The sequence below is a fragment of the Xenorhabdus miraniensis genome, assembly GCF_002632615.1.
Window position 1 is genome coordinate 1 of record NZ_NITZ01000001.1, and the last position, 22,226, is coordinate 22,226.

8 protein-coding genes and 3 pseudogenes are annotated in these 22,226 nt (G+C 46.1%); 4 read left to right on the plus strand and 7 right to left on the minus strand.

Annotation, left to right across the window (positions count from 1 at the left end):
• Both Xmir_RS00005 and Xmir_RS00010 read left to right on the plus strand, forming a co-directional pair.
• Positions 1-277 (plus strand): annotated as a pseudogene (locus Xmir_RS00005) (hypothetical protein); the annotation flags it as partial.
• A 58-nt stretch (positions 278-335) separates the two neighbouring features.
• Positions 336-1,172 (plus strand): hypothetical protein, encoded by an 837-nt coding sequence (locus Xmir_RS00010; RefSeq protein ID WP_099112464.1) that lies wholly within the window; start codon positions 336-338, stop codon positions 1,170-1,172.
• Positions 1,173-1,295: 123 nt separating this feature from the next.
• Here Xmir_RS00010 and Xmir_RS00015 read toward each other — a convergent pair.
• Positions 1,296-2,040 (minus strand): annotated as a pseudogene (locus Xmir_RS00015) (IS1 family transposase).
• Between the two features lie 576 nt (positions 2,041-2,616).
• Between Xmir_RS00015 and Xmir_RS00020 the strand changes: the two are divergent.
• Positions 2,617-3,804, plus strand: coding sequence for an MFS transporter (locus tag Xmir_RS00020; RefSeq protein WP_099112465.1), 1,188 nt, complete (start codon positions 2,617-2,619; stop codon positions 3,802-3,804).
• A 353-nt stretch (positions 3,805-4,157) separates the two neighbouring features.
• Here the strand turns inward: Xmir_RS00020 and Xmir_RS00025 are convergent, their stop codons facing one another.
• A complete protein-coding gene (locus tag Xmir_RS00025; RefSeq protein WP_099112466.1) occupies positions 4,158-4,637 on the minus strand; it encodes a hypothetical protein in 480 nt (159 codons plus the stop codon).
• Positions 4,638-5,015: 378 nt separating this feature from the next.
• On the opposite strand from Xmir_RS00025, the gene Xmir_RS00030 reads away from it, so the two are divergent.
• Positions 5,016-6,260: an aromatic amino acid transport family protein gene (locus Xmir_RS00030; RefSeq protein WP_099112467.1), complete on the plus strand. Its 1,245-nt coding sequence runs from the start codon at positions 5,016-5,018 to the stop codon at positions 6,258-6,260.
• Positions 6,261-6,288: 28 nt separating this feature from the next.
• Here Xmir_RS00030 and Xmir_RS00035 read toward each other — a convergent pair.
• The 5 genes and pseudogenes from Xmir_RS00035 to Xmir_RS00055 all read right to left on the minus strand — a co-directional run.
• Positions 6,289-6,510: pseudogene (locus Xmir_RS00035) on the minus strand (DDE-type integrase/transposase/recombinase); the annotation flags it as partial.
• Positions 6,511-6,728: 218 nt separating this feature from the next.
• Positions 6,729-8,042 carry a sodium-dependent transporter gene (locus tag Xmir_RS00040; protein WP_099112468.1) on the minus strand — a complete coding sequence of 438 codons (1,314 nt, stop codon included), beginning with the start codon at positions 8,040-8,042 and terminating at the stop codon, positions 6,729-6,731.
• A gap of 571 nt (positions 8,043-8,613) precedes the next feature.
• Complete coding sequence (locus Xmir_RS00045) at positions 8,614-11,790, minus strand: autotransporter outer membrane beta-barrel domain-containing protein (protein ID WP_099112469.1); 3,177 nt, start codon at positions 11,788-11,790, stop codon at positions 8,614-8,616.
• Between the two features lie 387 nt (positions 11,791-12,177).
• Positions 12,178-13,464 (minus strand): enterobactin transporter EntS, encoded by a 1,287-nt coding sequence (gene entS / locus Xmir_RS00050; RefSeq protein WP_099112470.1) that lies wholly within the window; start codon positions 13,462-13,464, stop codon positions 12,178-12,180.
• A gap of 52 nt (positions 13,465-13,516) precedes the next feature.
• Positions 13,517-22,189: a non-ribosomal peptide synthetase gene (locus tag Xmir_RS00055; protein ID WP_244170815.1), complete on the minus strand. Its 8,673-nt coding sequence runs from the start codon at positions 22,187-22,189 to the stop codon at positions 13,517-13,519.
• Positions 22,190-22,226 lie beyond the last annotated feature (37 nt).

A 22,226-nucleotide genomic window follows, 5' to 3' on the forward strand; every position in this document is an offset into this window, starting at 1 on the left:
TGTTAATGGCTATTTTGATGCTTCGGCACAAATTGCAGCTAAAGTACTAGTAGCATTGGAATCTACAGAAAAAAGTATGGAGCTTGTGCTTTATCATGATGGCATTCAGGCATCAGCGAGTGTTAAATATGGAGTAGGTATTAAAACAAAAAAAAGTGATGATGAAATAGATAATAATGGAGAATTAAAACATGAAGACGAACCTATTGAAAAAGATTGGATATTTCAAGAACCACTGCCAAAAGAAAAATCTCCTTACAGGATCTCTTTGGGGTAGCTTATTATTTCTTACATTACTTATTATAATAAAAACAGCATCAGGAAAATCAATAATTATGGAACATAAATATCTAGTCTCATTTAATACGCATCGTAGCCTATGTGCATTAAAAGTAAATGAAATATTAATATTGGAAAATACCTCTTCACGAACAGGAACGGAATCTAGCGGTTATAATATATCGGCTTTTTTAGAAAATGGTTCTAATACTATCAAATTACTTATGGGTCGTAAGTCATTTGACAAAAACACCGAAAAATTCCATCCAGAATCATGGTGTGAAGTAACAATCAAAAAAATAGCTTCTCATGATGAACAAGGAGAGGTGATCAGTAATATCAAATTAACTGTAGATGATAACGGAAACGTTATAACGAAAAACTCAATAAATTCGAATGAAAGGTTTGATTATGCAAATATGTCAACAAAGAAAGGAGAAAAGAATTTATTTGCGGCTCAAAAAACATTCTCAGTAAATAGTTTACCAAATTGGATGTGGACAAAAGCGCAACCAGTCACTGAGAATGATTTACCTGCCATAAAAGCATTTTATCAAGAGATCAGTAATGCTTTTGCTCATCGTGATTTGGATAAGGTATGGAAAATGAGCCAGCCAGCATGGGAAGAATGGGCTATAGCAGATAATAGTAGCGCCAAAATATTTTTTGATTCGATGGACTTTGAAGAAGATATAAATGATAAATCTGTTATTAAAGAACCTGATTGGAAAATATATAAACTGGTTAGTTATAAAAATGGTCGCTTATTCCGTCTGGAAAAAGGTGCATTTGGTTTTTCTCCTATTATTTTTCATAACAAGGAAAATGGGGAGGATACCACCTATGGCCCCTACTTATCCATTATCAATGGTAAAATCGTTATCTCTAGGTAATTAATTTAATTAGGCTAATCAGATTTAAAAACTCTGGTTAGCCTAATTCCTCGCAATGAAAAATTAATCATTCAAAAAATAAAAAAATTAATAAGTTAGAGTAAATTATCAGAGTTGAATACATCATGAAATTAGAATTAGGTCATGATACCAATTTATTGATAGTGATGAGTGATGAATGTTTAAATAATACCCCATGACCCTGTCATGTATTACTATGGATTTTGAAAAAGACAACGTCTTGCGAGTCAGTCTTGCTAAGTGTTGACGAAGATTCAGATTATGTCTCTCTATGCGCTATGCGTTGTGTATAACGCTTACTGACCACATGCAGTTTCCCCGCCAGGGTTTTTTCATCGCTTCTCCAGCCATCGGTCATAGAGCTCACAATGTTGAAGGGAGCCAATAGCACCATCAGACGCATCAATGTCTTCTTTGTTCTTGGGCCAAAAACGTGGGCGATCACTTTCCGTCTGATCCGGTCGTCAGCATAAAAGAGCCAACGGGGGCTGATTCTTTGACTTCACGTACGACCACTGCTCATCCATTTCGCAACAGACAACCACTTCAGTGCCGGGAGCAATGGCTTTTGTTACCGATTTGGGTCTGAGCTTTTTAAATGGAGAAGGACCGTATTCAGACCAATCCCCATCACACGTGCTGTCACCCGGCATCCCATTCCATTCATGACCATATCGACGATTTGCTGATGTGTACCGGGACGACAAGCGGCATAAGTGAATTCCCGTTGCCAAGAATGACGGCAGGACTGGCAAAGATAACGTTGATGACCAGAGCGAGAGCGCCCATTACGGTGGATCCCTTTAACTGCACAACAAGATGGGCAGGTCACATCAATCTTTGCCATCTGAATGTTCTCCAAATAGACATACTATACATGATTCAACACATGTTATGGTCATGACATGTGTTGAAGCCAATCCATTGATAACCACCCCGTTTCAAAATTGTTTTTCCTGTCCAATATCACTATAGGGATTGTGGTGTCGCCCGATATAAAACACGGAGCAATCTGATATCAAATGACGAACAAACCAGATTTGCGTTCACAGAATGATAAAAATTAGCTCATCGTTTGATATTCTTTACTACCTGCCCTCCTTTTAAATATCTATCTGTATGTTGGAACCCCGATTATTTGCACGCGGGACAGATAAAGAGAAGGGAGTTAGGACAGAGAATTTGTCTCTGTTTGTCACTGCGGGAAGGCGTACAGCCACTTTCTCTGAATGATGTAGCGCAGTTTTTGCAGTCATATGGATTAGAACAGCACAAGTTACCAGAATATCTTTGCCATTTCAGTCAATTACCTTTTAGCCCCGCAGATAAAGTTGATAAACCTACTCTTTGTAATATGTTATCAGAATTGGACCAAGACCCTTGTATTGAAAATAAATCAGTGCGTCAGAGGAGGTAATTGTATATGGCGATTCAAAATGAAGCCCATAATAAAAAGACAGAGCTATCGCTGGGGTTTATTTTAGTGCTGGCGATGGCACTGCCTATGCTGATTCTTTATGCTAGTGGAGCATTAGCGCCCTTTATGTTACAGGAGGGTGAGATTGACCGCGAACTCCTGGGGGGATTTACGCTAGCAACATTTGGTGTAGCTGCTATTTTATCCTTACCCGCTGGAAGATGGGTGAAAAAATTAGGTATTCGTTGGGCAAGTATTACGTTGTTTTTGTTCACTGGTGGAGCATTTGCAGCATTGGTTCTGGCAAATCATCCTTGGCTGATGATACTGGCAATAGCAGTCTGCGGTATTGCGCAAGCTTTGGCAAATCCAATGACCAATCAGGCCATTGCGACTCAGGTGATACCTACACATAAATCGTTCATGGTGGGATTAAAGCAATCTGGAGTTCAACTCTCCGCATTGGTAGCAGGGACGATTTTGCCATGGATTGCAGCACAATGGGGATGGCGGGTAGCGTTAGGTGCTATTGTTCCAGTGTGCCTGTTCATGGCGATTTTAGCTGCGATCCGTGACTGGCAGCCAAAAGTGACTGTTCCACAGATAAAATCCCGCAAGACAGCACAATTGAACACCATAAGTATGCTGATGTTAATGCAGGGTTGTGTTGGTATTGTGTTGGCCGCCTTTATTACCCAAGTACCGATGTTTGCTTCTCAATTGGGAATGCCTCTTAGCCAGGCTGCATTTCTTGTCACGCTATTCGGGTTGATGGGCTGGGTCTCTCGTTTGGTGCTGACGCCTCTGGCAAGCCGCTTTAAGCAGGAATCCGATTTATTGGCTTTATTGTTTGTATTCGCATTTCTCGCCTTACTCGCGACATTTAATGCCTCCGCACAAAACCTCTGGCTGGTTTATGTCGGGGTGATTGGGATTGGCTGTACGCTTGTAGCAACCAATGCTTTGGCGATGTCTATGATTCTGCATCATGATTGTTTTGGTGAGATACCCACAGCATCTGGACGAGTTTCCTTTGTATTTTTTGGCGGGCTAGCATTGGGATCATTGCTTTTCCAATGGGTGGTGGCTTATTTCGGATCGACATGGGCGGGAGTGGTATTCATGTTGATACTATTAAGCTTCAGTTTTCTTGCAGTGCTCCGTTTGCGCTGGTCTTTGTCACAGATGATGTAAGCAGAAGGCACTCATTATGCGCTTCGATTACCAGAGGTTGATTCATAAACTGGCAATGTCTGTGGCTAAGATTGAGAAACAGATTGCTCCCCGTTTTCCTTTATATTGACTTATCGATAGTCCGTCATGGGTGACGTCGTCTCGTGGCTCTTGGGTTGCCGGATTCTGGACGGGGAGTTGTTGGCTAGCGGGTTATTTCTCAAATCATCCTACTTTGATATCCCGTACCCAATTCCGTTGGGATAAAATTTGATAACAACATGTGTCTGAATGATTTTTTGAGGTGATGGAAATAGATTGCCCGAGAGGAAGTAACCAGTGTGAAATGAGTTCTAGTGTCCTGCCCTCTGCTTTTATCCGATCAAAGGGGGTTCTAATGGGTTCTCGACCAGAGGAGCAATCCATTCATCATTATCCTGTTGTATTGCCACATGGGACACCTCCAGATTAAAGATTGACATAAGTTGTTCATCATTAGCTGAAAAGGCGCGTTTTAAACGTTCTGTAGGAAATTTGAGAACGGCCATTTCATGTCGGAGATTCGGTGTGCTAAGGCGATATAATGCAGGGTTATGAAGATGATGAAGATTAAATAACCAAATATCTCCTGCACTGATCGTGTGGTTTAGTTGTGTTGCTGAGAGACCCAGATGACTTTTCCCTTTCAGGCCAAAGATCATAAGAGTCGTGTCACAAAGATAGTTGCTCTTAGAAAACAGAGGTTCTTTTCCATAATAGTAACTTTTGGTGAAGTAAATTTCTTTACCAATATTAAAGCAACGAAAGTTACTTTGTCCCTGTTGTTTTGGGAGATAAATATTGTACCAACCCATATTCCGGCATTCTGAATCGGAATGCAATTTTTGTGTCACAAGATTGACTTGACAATCAATAGGTTGTTTTTTTAGTTGATTTTTTTGAAATCACATTCATCGTTTTAGCTCATCATAAATGATCATAAGAATTATTACACATTGTTGACAAACCTCGTTGAAAATAACGGAGTTTGTCAGCTTGGTCTATAATTACTGCATCACTGATCATCTTCAATTGAAAGGAAGAAAAGAGGATTTGAAGTTGATGTTAATTTGTGTCTTGAAGTTGACGTTGACGTAATTGTAAATGTCGGTCGTCTTTCGATGTGAGCTGTTAACTACTGTGAAATTAACCCATCCCGGTGGTCGTTGCCGTCGGGCGATAAAGGGGGAGGCATGTCTTCTGATAATACCAGTATTTCTTCGGCGGTTGCCATCGAGAGGCGGACACCTGCACCCGGCAAGTCACTGAGTTTCCTCGAAGGGGTGGCGATGATAGTCGGCACCAACATCGGCGCTGGCGTGCTATCCATCGCCTACGCTTCAAGAAAAACCGGTTTTTTCCCGCTGCTGTTCTGGCTAGTACTAGTGGGCGTGCTGACCACCATCACCATGCTGTATGTCGCTGAATCCACCCTGCGCACCCGCGCTCACCTGCAACTCAGCGGGCTGGCGAAACGCTACGTCGGCGGTGTGGGTGCCTGGCTGATTTTCATTTCAGTGTGCATCAACAGCGTCGGTGCTCTGACCGCCTACATGACCGGCAGCGGCAAGCTGTTGCAGTCACTGTTGGGTGTCTCGCCGACAATTGGCAGCCTGCTGTTCTTCATGCCGGCGGCGGGAGTGCTGTATCTTGGTCTAAAGGCAATTGGTCGTGGCGAAAAATTTATTAGTATTGGCATGGTAGTGATGCTGCTGGTACTGGTGGCGGCGACACTGCTAAAAGACAGTACCCATATGTACCACCTGCTGGATGGCGACTACCGCTTTATGGTACCAGTGTTCAATGTGGTGGTGTTTTGTTTCTCGGCGCAGTATATCGTGCCGGAAATGGCGCGCGGCTTTGCCTATAAGCCGGAACAGCTACCGAAGGCGATTATCGTTGGTATGGTGGTGACCTTTATATTACTGGCAGCAGTGCCAATGTCAGTGATCGTGCTCAGCGGGCTGGACAACATCTCCGACGTGGCGACCATTTCCTGGGGCCAGGCGCTAGGGCAGTGGGCGTTCTTTTCCACCAACGTATTTGCACTGTGTGCAATGTTAACCTCTTACTGGGGGTTGGGCGGCAGCTTCCTGACCAATATCTTTGACAAATTCCAGTTGGGCAACGACGAGCAGCCATTGCGCCGTTTCGGCGTACTGTTGCTGGTAGTGGTGCCACCGTTCGTGCTGGCTTACAGTGGTCTGGTGTCGTTTGTTAACGCGTTGTATTTCGCAGGCGTATTCAGTGGAGTGATTCTGTCGATCATGCCAATACTGATCCTACGCGGCGCGCGTAAATACAGCGATCAGACTCCGCTCTGGCAGTGCAGCCAGATCACTCATCCACTGCTACAGATAAGTATCGTGTTGCTGTATCTGGCCAGCGCGGTGTATGCCATCGCATCATTGCTAGGCTATCTGCCCTCTGGATGGTGATCTCAAGCGAAAGTGTGTTGATTGATTTTTATGTAGTCAGTTGGCAGAAGAAAGCTGTCGGGGAAATCGGGCATCCCGGTTCTTGCGGGTATTGTCCTTTACGCAACATACAGACCAGTTCAATTCCAGTTAACACGGTCTGGGCACGCCTGAAATTTTTGAATCCCAGCATGGGGCGTGTTCGCTGTTTGACATTGCGGTGAACTTGTTCAATCAGGTTATTGAGGTATTTATTCTGCCGGATGATAATGAATAATAATGACTTCTTCCTTTGGCTTTCCCTTGTTTAAGTCGTCCACCACGATTTTATGCGCTCATTCTGATGATGGCTAACGGGCGGTTTTGGTGGGTAAACTCGCCCGTTTAATATAAGGGGTATTATTTTTACCTAAAATGTAACTGTGTCGCAAAATTGAAGCATCATTCCTCTATCAAATAAAAACGGATGAAAGATGATACTTAACACAATCAAATAAGTCCGTGTACCAAAATCACCCCGATACATAAAGGACCGACATATCTCCATATAAACAGTAAACACTGACGGTTCCGCGATGACATATTATCCGGTATTAGTGCATTGACTTTACGTGACCAGCCAAATACGAGGCAAATGATAATCCCGAACAATGGCATTAGGACGTTGGAAGTAATAAAGTCCAGCATGTCGAAGATGGATTTTCCACCTAATGTGATGTGACTTAGAGGACCAAAAGATAACGAAACAGGGATCCCCATTAACATAATCGATGCCGTGACTATTAAGCTTGTTTTACGACGCGACCATTGAAAACGCGTCTGAACATAAGCAACAATGTGCTCAAGTAGTGAAATCGATGAGGTCAGTGCGGCCATTAATAACAATAAAAAGAAAGTGACTGCCAAGATTGAGCCACCAGGAAGACTGGCGAAATAAATTGGCATCGTCATAAATGTTAATCCGGGCCCCGCATTTGGTTTTAAGCCAGCAGCGGCCAAAGCAGGAAAAATCATCAGACCAGCCAATATACAAACCAAACAGGAGAGGATTACAACCCAGATACTCGATTTGCCAATCCCTTTGTTATTAGGCAAATAGGAGCTGTACGTAATGTGGATACCCAAACCGATAGACAGTGAAAAAAATGCTAAGCCTAAGGCATCTAAAACACCTTTTCCGGTCAAGCTACTGAAGTCTGGGTATAAGAATAATTTTAGCCCTTCTGATGAGCCAGGTAAACGGATGCCGACAATAATCAACGCTATCATGATCAAGAATAACAGTGGCATCATGACCTTAACTGATTTTTCCAAACCTTTTTGCACACCAGATAATACCACGAAACAGGTTAGCCCTGAAAATGCCAGATGGGCAATTATCGGCCACCATGGATTGCTGATGAAATTGGTAAAAATAGATGTCAGTTGAGAGATGTCTGTAATATTCAGCTTCCCTGTACTCGCCATCACCGTGTAACCTATGGTCCAACCACCGACAACACTGTAAAAGCTATAGATACACCATGAACTGAATATACCTATAAAGCCAACCCACCCCCAATGTTTACCCAGTAATTTTTTAAACGCATTAACGGCCACTTCACCCGTACTGCTTCCCAGTATGTTTTCAGCTAACAGAACCGCTAGTCCAATCACAAAGCTAAACAATAAAAATACAACCAGAAATGCACCGCCACCATTTGTTGCTGAAACATATGAGAATTTCCAGATGGCACCAATGCCAACGGCAGATCCGGTTGCTGCTAATACGTGCCCCAGACGGGATGTCCATTGTTGACTCATGCTAACCCCCGAATAAATACAGTGTCAGCACATGTATCCAGGCCCAATGCCCAAATATCTTTAGATAATAAACGGTATGTCATAATAATTGTTAACTTATTGTTGTAAAAATAATTGTACATGTAATAGTAACTATCACAACTACTTGAGTTTCCACTGGCGAAACTGGATTCTGATTTAACAGTCAATGATAAGCATCATATTCACTGATACTCGCAAGATACAGAATGATAGTGGTAATAACAGCTAGAATCGCCAACAACTGCCCCAAGTAAAACGGTTAAGTGCTAAAAGGCATGCACCAACGCTTCCCCGATTACTTCACATGAACCTTTGAGGTAAGTGCAACAAGCCAACCTGATCCCATCAAGTACGCTCTGAGGATCTAAGGTGCTAGGTACTGTTGACGTTTTGTGAGGAGTTATTGCACAGCATGATGATTTGGTATAATCGTTTTCGCCAAAAAATAACCAGACCTCACCATCATGCCGCGAACTATGTTAACAGATACACAATGGAAATTGCAGAGCCAGCTTAACCAGCTCTGCTTGTTTTTATACCCTATGAATCATCAGAATTGCCATTTAAAGCCCACGTTCATGCTATTGTCCTGATGGCTGCCGGACAACAACCCGCTATAGCCGAGCGTGAATGAAACATTATCACTTGCACTCATCTCTGCATTCGCTTTCAACACTACGCCGTCACGGGAAACAGGAACACTACGGGTTACAAAAGTCGTGTTACTACCACGGAATGCCAGGCCTGTAGCGCGTTCACGTTCACCGTATTGATGCTGCCAGCCTAATTCCCCATTCAGGGCAATTGAAGAACCCCATGAAGTCTGCCAGTTATGGTTAGCACGCAATCCCAGTGTAGAGATGGTCGCTTCGGTATGTTGTTTATCACCGTGGAGTGCAGCAGCCCCGCCGTTTTCGTTAATGCCTTCATTGCGGAAATTGACATAAGCCAGATTAACGAAAGGTTCCAAATTCACCGCACCCGCTGGCAGATGATAAGCCAATTCCGCAGACAGTTGTGCTGTCCGTCCATTGTATTTCGCTTCTTCACGGTCATATTGACTGCCGTAGCTCACAGAACGTTGGGTGTCAATACGGTGCCAGGTGAACCCACCATTGGTACGCAGAACTAAATCACCAAACTGGCGATCTCCGTAAAGCGCAAGGTGATAGTTATTGCTGTCAGCAGTGGCACTGTTACCACCATCCAGCGAAGTACGGGTGTAACCTGCCGCGATACCAAGACGGCTGTATTCATCCATGAGAGCGTCTGCGCCCAGGAATACACCATAGTTGGATGCCCGATAGCCCGTCGCATTCTGTGTACCGGAAGCATGGCTCCATGCACCGAGCAATCTTACCCATGCACCGTTATCGTCTCCATGAATATCGGGCGATGATGAACGACCTTCAGCCTGACTCAACCGAGTATTCAACGTATCACGCAGATAGCGGCTGTCATTAACCAACAAGGAAGCGATATCAGCATGAACTTGCCCATCGAGCTGACGAATGGCATATCTGGCTTGTTCCGCAGAAGTACTGGTCAGAAGACTTTCGTAAACCGGGTTGCCAGCGCCGAGGGTATCAGCAGCCACAGCTATTGCACGTTCATTCTGTGTCTCAGTCACTGCTGCGAAAGCGGTATCATTGCGTCCGACATGGAGAGTGACGTCACTGGGTTGATAAGACAAACTCGTGCCAAGGAACAAGTAATTCGGAACAACATGATCAAACCGACCGTTGATGTCCTGCTTCGCACTAAGAATAGTGTATTGCTGTCCGGCTAAGCTTTGCACTTCGTTAAGGGAAAGCAAGTTATCCTTATTTTCAAGGAAAACAGAAACCTTTCCGCCATTGAGTTGTACATTTTTTTCAGCCTGAATGCGGTCACTGCGTCCATTGAAAGCAATTTCAACAGCATAATGAGAGCCGGGTTCAAAAGTCACTTTTTCAGTAGCCTTAAGCGTACCAATAGCCTTAAGCGGATCAATAGCCCTAAGCGGATCAATAGCCCTAAGCGAATCAATAGCGTTACCCGGTGCAACAGTACCGCCACTCTGGACATTGAGCATACCAACAGTACCATTCCCGCCAAGAATTCCGCTTTCCTGTACTGAAACAGTAGAAGAAATACTGCCGCTGACGTTCAGTAACCCTTGTTTGATCAAGGTTGGGCCGGAATAGGTATTATTACCGCTGAGGATAAGCTTACCGCTCCCCTGTTTAGTCAACCCGCCATGACCGCTGATATCGTTGCTCCATATATCCCATTCACACAAACCACCATGACAGACGCGCTCGGTGGGTTTTCCTTTATCAAGCACAGCACCCGCCCCCGGGATATCAGCAATAAACTGACCGTTACCATAAGCGACTCCGTCGGGATCGGGAATGCGGAATTTTTCAGGAATATCTTCTGCGGTATAGAACATACCGGGGCCATTTATTGCCTTACCGAGGTTGATCAATCCCCAACCGTAAAGCTCATCAATCCCCTTTTCGCCCATATCTGTCGCTGTAGTACGAAGCACAGAAGCGACTTGAGCCCCCGTCATATAGGGGAAACGCTCCATCAATACCGCAATACTGCCGCCAGCATATGGGGCCGCCATTGAAGTACCTCTGTAACTGGCGTAGTCGTTTTTCAAATCGTCTACCCCTGTTCCTGTGATAATTGAACTGTATATATAACTGCCGGGTGCACTGACACAAAGACTGGCGGTATAACCACAGCGGGAAGCAAAATCGCTGATGGTATAAGGTTCGCTATTGGTACTATTGGGATCTTTCTGCAAGCTGGTAACCGTTAACCAGTTTGGGGCGATGTCAGGGACAAACCATGCCAAGCCTGCGATGGCATCTGGATGCGTGTAGTTATAGCTATTACCGGCAGCAAAAATTGTCACAATCCCACTGCGTGCCGCATCAATGGCCCCCTGATATGCACCGCCCGGTTTTGTACCCAAAATGGGTTTGATTTCATCAAACTGCGTCTGGGCTTCTGCCAAGGTAAAATGAGGCCCATCCGGGTATTTACCGCCATCCTCAAGCTTCTTATCAATACCAATACCCCAACTGTTGTTAATGATGCGAGTCCCACTGTTTATCAACGCATTCCAGCCCGCCTGATAAACACCGCCATCATTACCTAAGATGATGCCATCTTCCGGGCCGGGGTCACCATTATCCGCACTGATTATTTGGGCGTTATAGGCCACGCCATGCATTTCTTTGCCATCTCGATTGGCTGCCGCAATGCCCGCAACATGAACACCATGTGCCCCTAGTTTGCCGTATCTATCTTTGGTCGGGGTGCCGTCATAAGTGAATTTGTCGCCTCTCTTAACCTCAATGTAGGGATCGGTATACTCGCGTATTCCAGAAGTGGTCAGGTTGATAACCTTATCTTTTCCTGCGAATTCAGGGTGATTGGCATAAACCACCTGATCAAATATCCCCAGTTTGATTCCCTTACCGGTATAGCCTCTGGCATAAGCTTCGTCGGCATGAATAGCACCAAGCCCCCAGCTCTTCAAGAACTCACTGGTACGCCAACTAGCCGGATCACCTATTTTTCCCTTCTCAACATAGTCTTCCGCATAAGCTCCTGCGCTGGCAGCAGCCAGACAGAAGGCGATAGAGTAGTAAAGTATACGGGGTTGGGTTTTGATGGATAAACGCGCGGTAGTCAGAGCACTTCGAGGTATTCTATATCGCTTCTTCATTTCAGTTACCATCCATTGTTGATTTGCCAAAATACAAATTCTTATGTTTTTTTATTGTGTAAGCGGGCAGGAACCATCAAAGGTATAGTTTCCTAAGAACAGGGAAGGGTTAAAAAGACATGCTGATTTTCAGGTTCTCATTAAAAAAATGTGTTTAATCAACGCCATCACCTGCACCCCCTAAACATCCATAAAATGCCATATTTTGTTAACATTTATTTATATATATTTTAAATAAAACCTAACAAATAATGTTATTTTGGGAAAATGGTGCAGTTATGTTTATATTTCAGGGGGGGGAAGGAGTGGCGTGATATTGATACCACGCCGTGGCTTATTTAACCGTGAGCAACTTCTGCCAGGAATAATGGCCGGGCTTCAAGCCCATTAACCTTCATTTTTCTGAGGTTCAATTTTTAAAGGTTGTGTATCTGATAATAATGAGCTGTCATGTAATGTGGAATGGCGCAACGGTTTTACGACAGCGGCAAGCAATAAGCAGGCAAGGGCAGCAAAGGCTCCAAATGAAAAGGCAGTCATTAATGGAGACAACAAACGTCCCATAAAACCTAATCCCAACGCCCCCAATGAATCACCTGTCACATCCTGAGCGGTCACAAAACTGTTTACTCGCCCCAATAAATGATCCGGTGTATGGCTCTGAATAAGCGTAAATTGCAGTAGAGATGCAAACGCATTCAAATAGCCATAACAGACCAATACCACTAATGCCAGTACGATATTGGTGACAACACCCAGCATAGATAACGTGATAAAGGAACACAGGGCACATATAATCAGTAAGACTCCCGGCCGGGTACTTTTTCCTATCCAACCGCTGGTGAAAGCACCGAGCATAGCGCCCAACGGCACGGCGGAATACATTAATCCCGTCGCTGATGGCTCTTGGTGGTAAACCTCCTGAGATAAGGCCGGAAACAGAATCCGAACCGCTCCCGCAACACTTATCATCATTCCCACCAGAATGACACTTCCTACTATTTTGTGCTGACAAACAAACTTCACACCACTGACCAGCGCACTGATCGGATGCTCTTGCTTACCCGGCTGAGGTTTCATTGCAGGGAGTCTCATCAAAGGCAGCAATGTTGCCAATGTCCCGATTGCGGCAACGGCAAAGTTCCAGCCCGGCCCACCAGCAACAATAATGATACCTGCCAAAGCGGGGGAAATAATGGCACCAATGCGAACAGTGATCATGCTCAAGGCACCTGCTGAAGCCAGATTTTCCCGTCCGACCAGATTTGGAATTGCCGCCATTAACGCAGTCATCCCCAACGCACCAAAAAAACCATCCCAAACAGAAAGAAAATAGAGCATATACAGCGATGGTGAATCTAAAAATGCGTTAAAACTCAATGCCACAAAACCGATACCGCAAGTACCACGGGCAAACAGAATAAGTTTACGCCGGTCATAACGGTCAGCCAGTATTCCTCCCAGAATAAGCCCGATAAACATACCGATCCCATCCAGAGCTACCACAATACCTACCTGTAAGGTAGAACCCGTCAGAAATTGCATTTGGACAGGAACGCCAACCGTCAGCATGCCTAATGCAAAAACAGATAACATGCGGGCAATAAAGATAGCGCGGAAATGTGCGTTCTTTCTGAGCAAACTAAAATCCAAAAAGATTGATGACTTAGCCATAATGTTCCATACGATAACGTTAAACGCGATAAAGTGAGTTGCGGCCTTGTTATTAATTTCGGCATTGCTTCAACAGGTTATTGAGCAATGGTCCCCACTGTTTCAATGATGCCGGAGAAAGAATATCGGCGTGTTCACAATCTTGCCGATACACCGTTAAGTGGCTAATCCAGGGTGCCCACGTCTTTTCAACATCTAACTCTGGGGGCAGTGTCCGCGCTGCCACAAACAGTATGGCTTCGCCATCATATCGCTTGTTAACGGCAGACAATAAACTGCGGACAGCATCCTGATAGTTAGCAACAATATCCTCAAACATCGCCTGTTTTTCCCTGCCCAGTTGCGGATCATGCCCATATTCTGTCGCTGCCATAAACTCCGCCTGTTCACGGGCAATTTCCTGTTTGGCCTCTTCCTCGCTTAATCCGCCCCAATCCTGCCCTTCCGGGGGATAAGCATCCAATAATCCCAAGAAAGCGACTTCTTCGCCTTCCTGCCGTAAACGGATTGCCATCTCCTGAGCCAACATTCCGCCCAGAGAATACCCCAGCAAATAGTAAGGCCCATGAGGCTGGACAGTGCGCAATGTAGCCAAATGGTGTGTACACATTGCATCGAGGCTATCACAATCTGCAATCACACCGTGGGGACGAGGTGACTGTAATCCGATAATCGGCCAATCCCCTTCCAGATAACGCAACAACCCGCTGTATTGCCAGGCAAAACCCGACGCAGGATGTATACAAAACAGCGCTGGCCCTGTTCCTTCCCGCAAAGGTAAAATTTCCCCTATGCCACGATTTTCTGCCGAATTCTGTTCCTGCTCATCAACCAATAACGCACTCAATTTCTCTACACTTCGCGCGACCATGATATGACCGACTGAAACACTATGATAAGAAAGGCGGTGATTAGAAAGGCGGTGATTAAAGCGTCGTCGTATCTCAGCGGCCAGACGCATTGCCAGCAACGAATGCCCACCCAGAGCAAAGAAATCATCATCAGCCCAAACGGGGCCACACTCTAAAATCTCGCTGAATAACTCGGCTATCTGGCTTTCCAAACCCGCCTTTGGTTGCCTGCCCGTGGTTAATTTTTCTGGCATCGGAAGTGCTTTGCGATTCAATTTGCCATTAGCGCTCAACGGGAAATTTTTCTGTATCACATAATTGACAGGCAGCATGTAAGCCGGTAATCGCTTCATCATCGTTTGGTGCAATGTTTCCAGATCCAATGTCACATCGGATTGAGGAATCAACCACGCAATTAGCTGACGCGCATCAACATGACCAATCACCTGACCTGATTTACCCAGCTCACGCGCTGCAACCGCCGCCTGAGCGATTCCCGGTTGTTCCAGCAAAGCCTGTTCAATTTCCCCCAGTTCAATCCGTTGACCACGTATTTTTAACTGATCATCACTGCGTCCAAGATATTCAACTTCACCATTTTCTGACCAACAGGCAATATCCCCTGTTCGGTACATTCGTTTGCCAGAGGCAAACGGGTCGGCCACAAAACGGCTGGCGGTCAGATCGGGGCGGTTGAGGTAATTTGTGGCTAACTGAATACCGCTGAGATAGAGATCACCTGCCACACCAACAGGAACGGGACGTAACCAAGCATCCAAGATACGTAATTGGGTGTTCCATACGGGTCGGCCGATAGGAACCCCCGGGCCGCTGCAACGTGCCAATGCCTCACCAAACGCAGGTTGCCATGTCACATCCACAGCCGCTTCGGTTGGGCCATAAAGATTATGTAAAGGGGCTGCTATCAGCGTCTGATAGCGGCGTGCCAGTTCACATGACAAGGCTTCGCCACTACAGAAAACACGTCTCAGACTACAGCAGAAAGGCGCTTCTTGTTCCCGCAACGCCAATGAATCCATTAAAGTTGCCAACATTGATGGCACAAAGTGCAATGTCGTGACACGGTAGTCATCAATAAGCTGGAGAAGGGCTGCGGGATCGCGATGCGCTTCTGGTGGCGCCATGACTAATTGGGCACCTGTCATCAACGGCCAGAAAAACTCCCATACAGAAACATCAAAACTGCATGGCGTTTTCTGCAATACCACATCATCCGCCGTCAGTGAGTAAGCTTCCTGCATCCACAGTAAACGGTTAACAATGGCTTGGTGGCTTACGACCACGCCTTTTGGCCGCCCGGTGGAGCCAGACGTATAGAGAATATATGCCGGATGTTCAGGCGTGACGTTAACGGCAGTATGGACAGGCGACGGTGTTTCATCCGCCAGTTTATCTAATAACAATTTATCCAATAACAACAAAGAGGCCTGACTGACAAAGCGTGCCTTAAACGTACTTTCGGTGATCACGATTCGGGGTTGGGCATCTTCCAGCATGATGGTCAAACGCTCATCAGGATAGCCTGTATCAAGAGGCAACCACGCAGCGCCGGTTTCCAGAATTGCCTGTAACGCCAGACTCAGCCGAACTGAACGTGATAATGCCACCCCGACAATATCCCCCGCTTGTACACCGGCTTCAATTAGACGATCAGCTAACAGGCGAGTTTGCAGACGCATTTGCCGGTAGGTCAGGCGATGATGGCAATCCAGGAGCGCCAAAGCATCAGGTGTTTTTCTCGCCTGCTCCATCACGAGTTGGTGGAGAGTTGTGGAAGGAACATCATGGTAGCTTTTATTTACTTCCTCAATGAATGCTTTTTCATCAATCGATTGCAGGGTCCACTCCCGCAGTGCGATCTCCGATTGTTCAAGCAATTGCTGGATCAAGAGAATCAGGCGCTGTGCCAAGCGTTCCGGCTGTTTAACATTATCCCGATATTCCATTAATAAGCGCAGACGTTTACCCGGCAGCACCAATAACGTCAGAGGATAGTGAGTGTAACCACGGTTATTGATACCCTGACAGATGATGCCCTCAACATCTCTTTGGTGCTGTTCCACTTCGGGATAATTTTCAACCACCAGCAGGGTATCAAACAGTGTGCCAGTCCCCGCCATTTTCTGAATTTCACCAAGCCCGATATTGTCATGTTCAATCAATTGGATCTGCTGTGCCTGTAGTTGTTCCAATTGAGGCAAGAGTGGTTGTGCCATATCCAGCATCACCCGAACGGGTAAAGTGTTACTGAACAACCCGATGTGCTGATCCAATCCTTCTGTCTGTCCAAACCTGCCCGACACCGGAGAACCGAAAACCACATCAGATGAGCCGCTGTGCATACTCAATAACAACGCCCAAATTCCTTGCATCACGGTATTGAGCGTTAAGCCACGTTGCTGGCACACGCTGATCAACGCCTGTTCCATCGCGGGTGTCAGTGATATTTCCAACTCCTTAACCTCGCCAACATGGGATTGTTCAGCGAACAAGCACGTTGGTTGAACACCTTGCAATACCTGTTGCCAACATTGGCGAGCCGGTTCTATTTCACGCCCCAATAATTGATGGACGACGTCTTGATAACGATTATCTGGTCGGCACAAAGCTGTCTCACCCTGATTCAGCAACGTCAAAAGATCCTGCACCAGAATAGGGGTAGACCAGCCATCGACGACCAAATGGTGAGCATTCAACAATAACGTATAGCGTGTACTGTTATCATGGCGGACCAGCAATGCGTGTAACATCGCTTCTTGCTGCCGGAAGAGATCCCGCGCAAGCTCAGCTTTTTCAAGTTCCCGTAATGCCATCTCCTCTTCTTCCGTAGACAACTCAGGCAGTTGATGAAGATCGAGTGCCCAATAATCTTTATCATCGGAGATGATTGGTATCAGTTGCAGTGGCGAAGCACACTGTTCAGTATCAAATTTCGCAGCCAGTTGCGGATGGTGATGCACTAAAGCTGACAGTGCCTGACGCAACTCAGCAACGGTTAATGGCCCGGACAAAGAAAGGCGCGCCAATGAATTATAGCTGCCATGCTCCGTGGCTGTCTGTGCGTGGAATAATAACCCTTGTTGCAGCGGTAACAGGGGTAACACCGCAGATAATGGCCCATAGCGCTCAGCCAGTTGAGTAAGATCGTTCTCCTCCACATCGGATATTCCCACTTCTGCGGCAACTAACGTCGCCATAGCCTGTCGGGGCTGCTGGTTGGCGAATTGGATTAAACGATCTGCTGCCCATGCCATGCCAAAATGTAATTCCGCAATATCTTGATGGCTGAAAATACCATCAACCCATTGCCAATTAATCACCAACTGCGGAATATCCTCCTGTTCATCCACAAACAAATTGATTTCCAGGCTGTGGCTCAGAGGCATGTCGGGCTCTTGATAAACAGCAAACGCATCCCGGAAAAGATTTTCAGTTCGTTGGGGTGCCCATAAATGATTTGTTTCGACAAAGCGCCCCAGATAATTAAATAAGATCTCTGGTGCCGGTTGCGGTGACAATATTTCCCGTCCCGTTTGATCAAGATAGCGCAGCAAGCCATAACCCACGCCACGATCAGGAACAGCGCGCAGAACGCTTTTGACAGCCCTGACCATTTCAGCAGGCTGGTTTTCGCCTGTTGGTGGCACGCCTACCACTATCGGATATTCAGCGGTCAACCAGCCAACGGTTCGGGATAAATCACCTTTTTGGTCTAATTCAATGCGACCATGAGACTCTAACTGGAAACGTAATTTGTCGGCATTAAAGTGACGGTAACAAGCCATGACCAATATGGTTAATAAAATTTCTTCAACATTGGCGTGGTACTGTGCCGGTAATGATCCCAATAATGCAGTGGTCTGTTCACCACTCAATAATGTTCTCTCTTCACAGGCGGCTATCCTGCGATCCCGCTGCACATCTAACGAACGCTGCCCTAAAAGGGGTGTTTTTTCATTCAACATGCGTTGCCAGAAAGGTAATTCGACCGCACGTTGTGGCAGATTTTGGCGCAGATCATCATTCCAATCGTACAAAGTGTACTCTTCCGCGGGCAAAATCATGGCCTCACCAGTGATTGCTGCCTCTGCTCCCTGACGCAGTTCATCTAATAGAATTCGCCACGAAACACCATCCGTTGCCAGATGGTGAATAACAAACACTAATCCCTCAGATACACCCTCCTTTTGTAATAAACAGGCATGGAATAACTGGCCATTCGCAGGATCCAAACGCATAACCGCATCGTGGAAGGCTCGCTCTGCACAAGATTCAAGATCTGCGCAACCTTGCCATGTGCTGTAATAACCCCCTTCGGTCATGGTTGTTGATTCACCAAAGGCTGGCGATTCTCCCACAATCAGTTGGCTATCACGGGTGAATGCTTGCAACACAGGATGCGCTTGCACTAAGGCTGTCAAGATTTGTGATAATTGTTGCGGCTGTAATTCTGCGGGAACGCGGACAAATACACCATGAGCGAAACGGGTATTGATCCCATGAGATTCAGCAAACCAATGCAAAATAGGCAGGCTATCGATCGCCCCTTTTTGAATGCGCTTAGAAGCCTGTTTTGCGCTGGCAACAGGCGTCATCTTCAACGCCATGCGCGCAGGTGTGCGTTCGCTGAAAATATCCCGAGGGCGTAACTGCCACCCAAGGCGACGTAACTGTGTTCCCAGTGCCATCGCGGAAATACTGTCTCCCCCGAGGACAAAGAAATCATCATCGGCACTGGCTTCTTGCACACCTAACAAGCGGGCAAATGCTTCACAAACAGATTTTTCCTGTTCGCTTTCCGCTTTTCTGCCCACAGGCAATTGAAGTTGTTGCGGCTTGGGCAACGCATTACGATCAATTTTGCCATTCACTGTAAGCGGTAAGGTTTCCAATACCATTAAAAGAGCAGGAACCATATAATCAGGCAGTTTTTTTGCCAGTTCTGCCAATAACAGAGCAGAGATATCCGGTAAAGCGCGTCGTTGCTCGTCGGGTACAGCACAATACCCCACCAACCGGTACGTTGCACCGAGAGGCTCAGCAATGACTACCGCAGAACTGACTTCTGGCAAATCCACCAGCGCATTTTCGATTTCACCCAATTCAACGCGAAAACCACGCACTTTAACCTGATGATCCACACGACCAATAAATGCAAGCTGTCCATCAGGCCGCCAACGCATAAGATCCCCACTGCGATACATCACTTCGCCATGACGGAATGGATTGGCGACAAAACGTGTTGCTGTCAGGCCCGGACGGTGAAGATAACCACGTGCGATGCCCGCTCCTGAGAGATACAGTTCTCCCACAGCCCCAATTGGTACGGGTTGTAAGTGACTATCCAAAAGCCAGATATCAGTATTGGCAACCGGACGCCCAATCACGGGTTGTTCAGCTACCTGAATACTGGCTCCCAGCGTATCGATAGTGTATTCGGAAGGGCCATAATAATTATGGACATCAATTTGCGACTGCTGCTTAAGTAATTCCCATAACCGTGGCGTAGCGGCTTCACCACCAATCATAATAAATGCTGGCTGATGATTGCCTTTTTCCAGCAACCCGCTGTCGATAAGCTGAGTCAAAAAGGAAGGAGTGATATCCATGATATCAATCGGCAGCAGGTTCATTTGCTGCACCATACCCCAAGCGTCCCGCCTCAATTCCTCATCAAAAATAGCCAGTTCACTGCCCAGGATCATGCAAAACAGGGGTTCCCATGAAGAATCAAAGGAGAAAGACGCAGTATGTGCCGCTCGCGCCCGTCGGCCATGTTGGCGATAAAAATTCTCAATGATCGGCCCGAACAGATGCGTAGCATGGGAAACCAATAAATTCAGCAACCCGCCATGTGTGCTCATGACACCTTTTGGCTTACCTGTCGAGCCTGAGGTGTAGATCATATAAGCCAAATGTTCCCCACGCAGTTTTTCGCGCCGTTCTGCGTCTGTAACAGGCAACGCAGGCAAACCGGAACACTGTTCCGCGATCTGTTGATCATCCAGACAGATAACCTTGGTTACTTCGGGCATATGTGACAACGTATTCAGGTGCGTGATCAACAAGACTGGCTGAACATCGTCACACATTAACTGTAAACGTTCCGGCGGGTAATCGAGATCAAGGGGAATATAAGCCGCGCCGCTGGCTAACACACCGAAGATAGCAATCACTGAATCCATTGAACGAGGAATACCAATGGCAACCACATCCTCAGCCCCGATGTTTTGCGACAGCAGGAAACGAGCAAGTTGCATTACTTTTGTCATCAACTGGCGGTAACTCAGTTGTTCATTACGACAACGTATAGCGACAGCGTCAGGCTGCCGTTCGACTTGCTGTAAAAAGAGATCCAATACAGAAACACTATTTACAGCTGCTTGAATTTTTACAGGTAATTGAATTTTTACAGGTAATTGAATTTTTGGCCCGCATGACCATCCATCAAGCCGTTGCTGTTCCTGTGGTGGAATTATTGGAGTAAACGCAATAGGTTGCTGTGACTGCAACAGCAATTGGTTTAACAGATAGCTGATCCGTTCACCATGCCACTGTAGGGTTTGTTCACTGTATTTTTTTCGGTTAGCGATAAGTGCCAGATGAAACTGACTGTCATAGCAACATAATTCAAACTCTAAATCATCCACAGGTCCCATAGCGAGGGTATGTGTTTTGACGGGTTTCCCCCCTAATTTCAACGTCTCGTTATAGATTTTATAGTTGAAAACAGGGCCATAAAGCACGTTATTGCTACCCGATAATCCCAAATCACAACGGAGCTGTTCGGCTTCATATCGCTGGTGACGGCGAACTTGCTTCATTTCATCCACAAACAGGCTTGCGACCTCTGCAAGGTTCATACTGTCTTGCAATTTTATTTGCAGCGGCAAGATATTAACGACGGGTCCCATCGCACAAAGCGCCTGAGATCCCAGACGCCGCATAAAAGGAAAGCCAATCGACAGATGTTTTTCTCCGCTCATGCGATAGAAATAGATGCAGAGTGCAGCCATCACAATTTCAGCCGGCTGGAATTTCCGCAGCGCATTATCTTCCCTTAATAGGGCAAACTGAGCCATCGGGAAATGGCAATGATAATGTAACGGTAATGGGTTGCCCGTATTGACAATGTCCTCAGTGGAAAGTGAAACAGAAACACCACGTTCACGGGTATGTTTTTGCCAGAATGCGGCTGACTCTGCCTTTTCGGGTGACTGTTCCCAGCTCTGATACTCTTTGACGACCAACTCAAACGGGCTGAAAGGATTTTCAGTCGGCTGACGGCCTGCACTTAACGCGTTATAAATATCAATAATACGTCGGGTCAGGGCATCAAAACTAAAGCCATCCAACATGAGATGGTGAAAACGCTGATACCAGAACCAACGTTCAGGCTGAGCCTCAATCTTCATAATCACCTGCCGATAAAGGGGGCGTTCTCCATCTGCGGGTAACTCAATAGCCAAATCCGTCTGCATTAATTCCTGTGATGCGTTTTCTCCCTGTTTGTGGGGCTGTTTATGAGAGAAATCAATCCATTCCGGTGCAATAACCTGTTGTGCATGATGAAAGTGTACATGATGAAAATCCGGGATTTGCTGTACAGGCTCTCCCTCTTCATTAATAAAATATCGCGCATGAATAGTATCGGCCTCAGCCAATCCCTGGCGGATAGCCGCATCAAATAAAGAACGATCCAGTTCGCCATTGATTTCAATATAATGGGCAATGGTGAATTCATTTCGATGACTGGCAAGTTGATCGGCCATCCAAATTCCGGGCTGGGCAGCCACAAGCGGCAACGTCAGATTGACCGATTTAATTTCCGAAAATTGCAATACATTAGGCACGTTTGATTTCCTTTCTTATCGACAGGTTAAACCATCA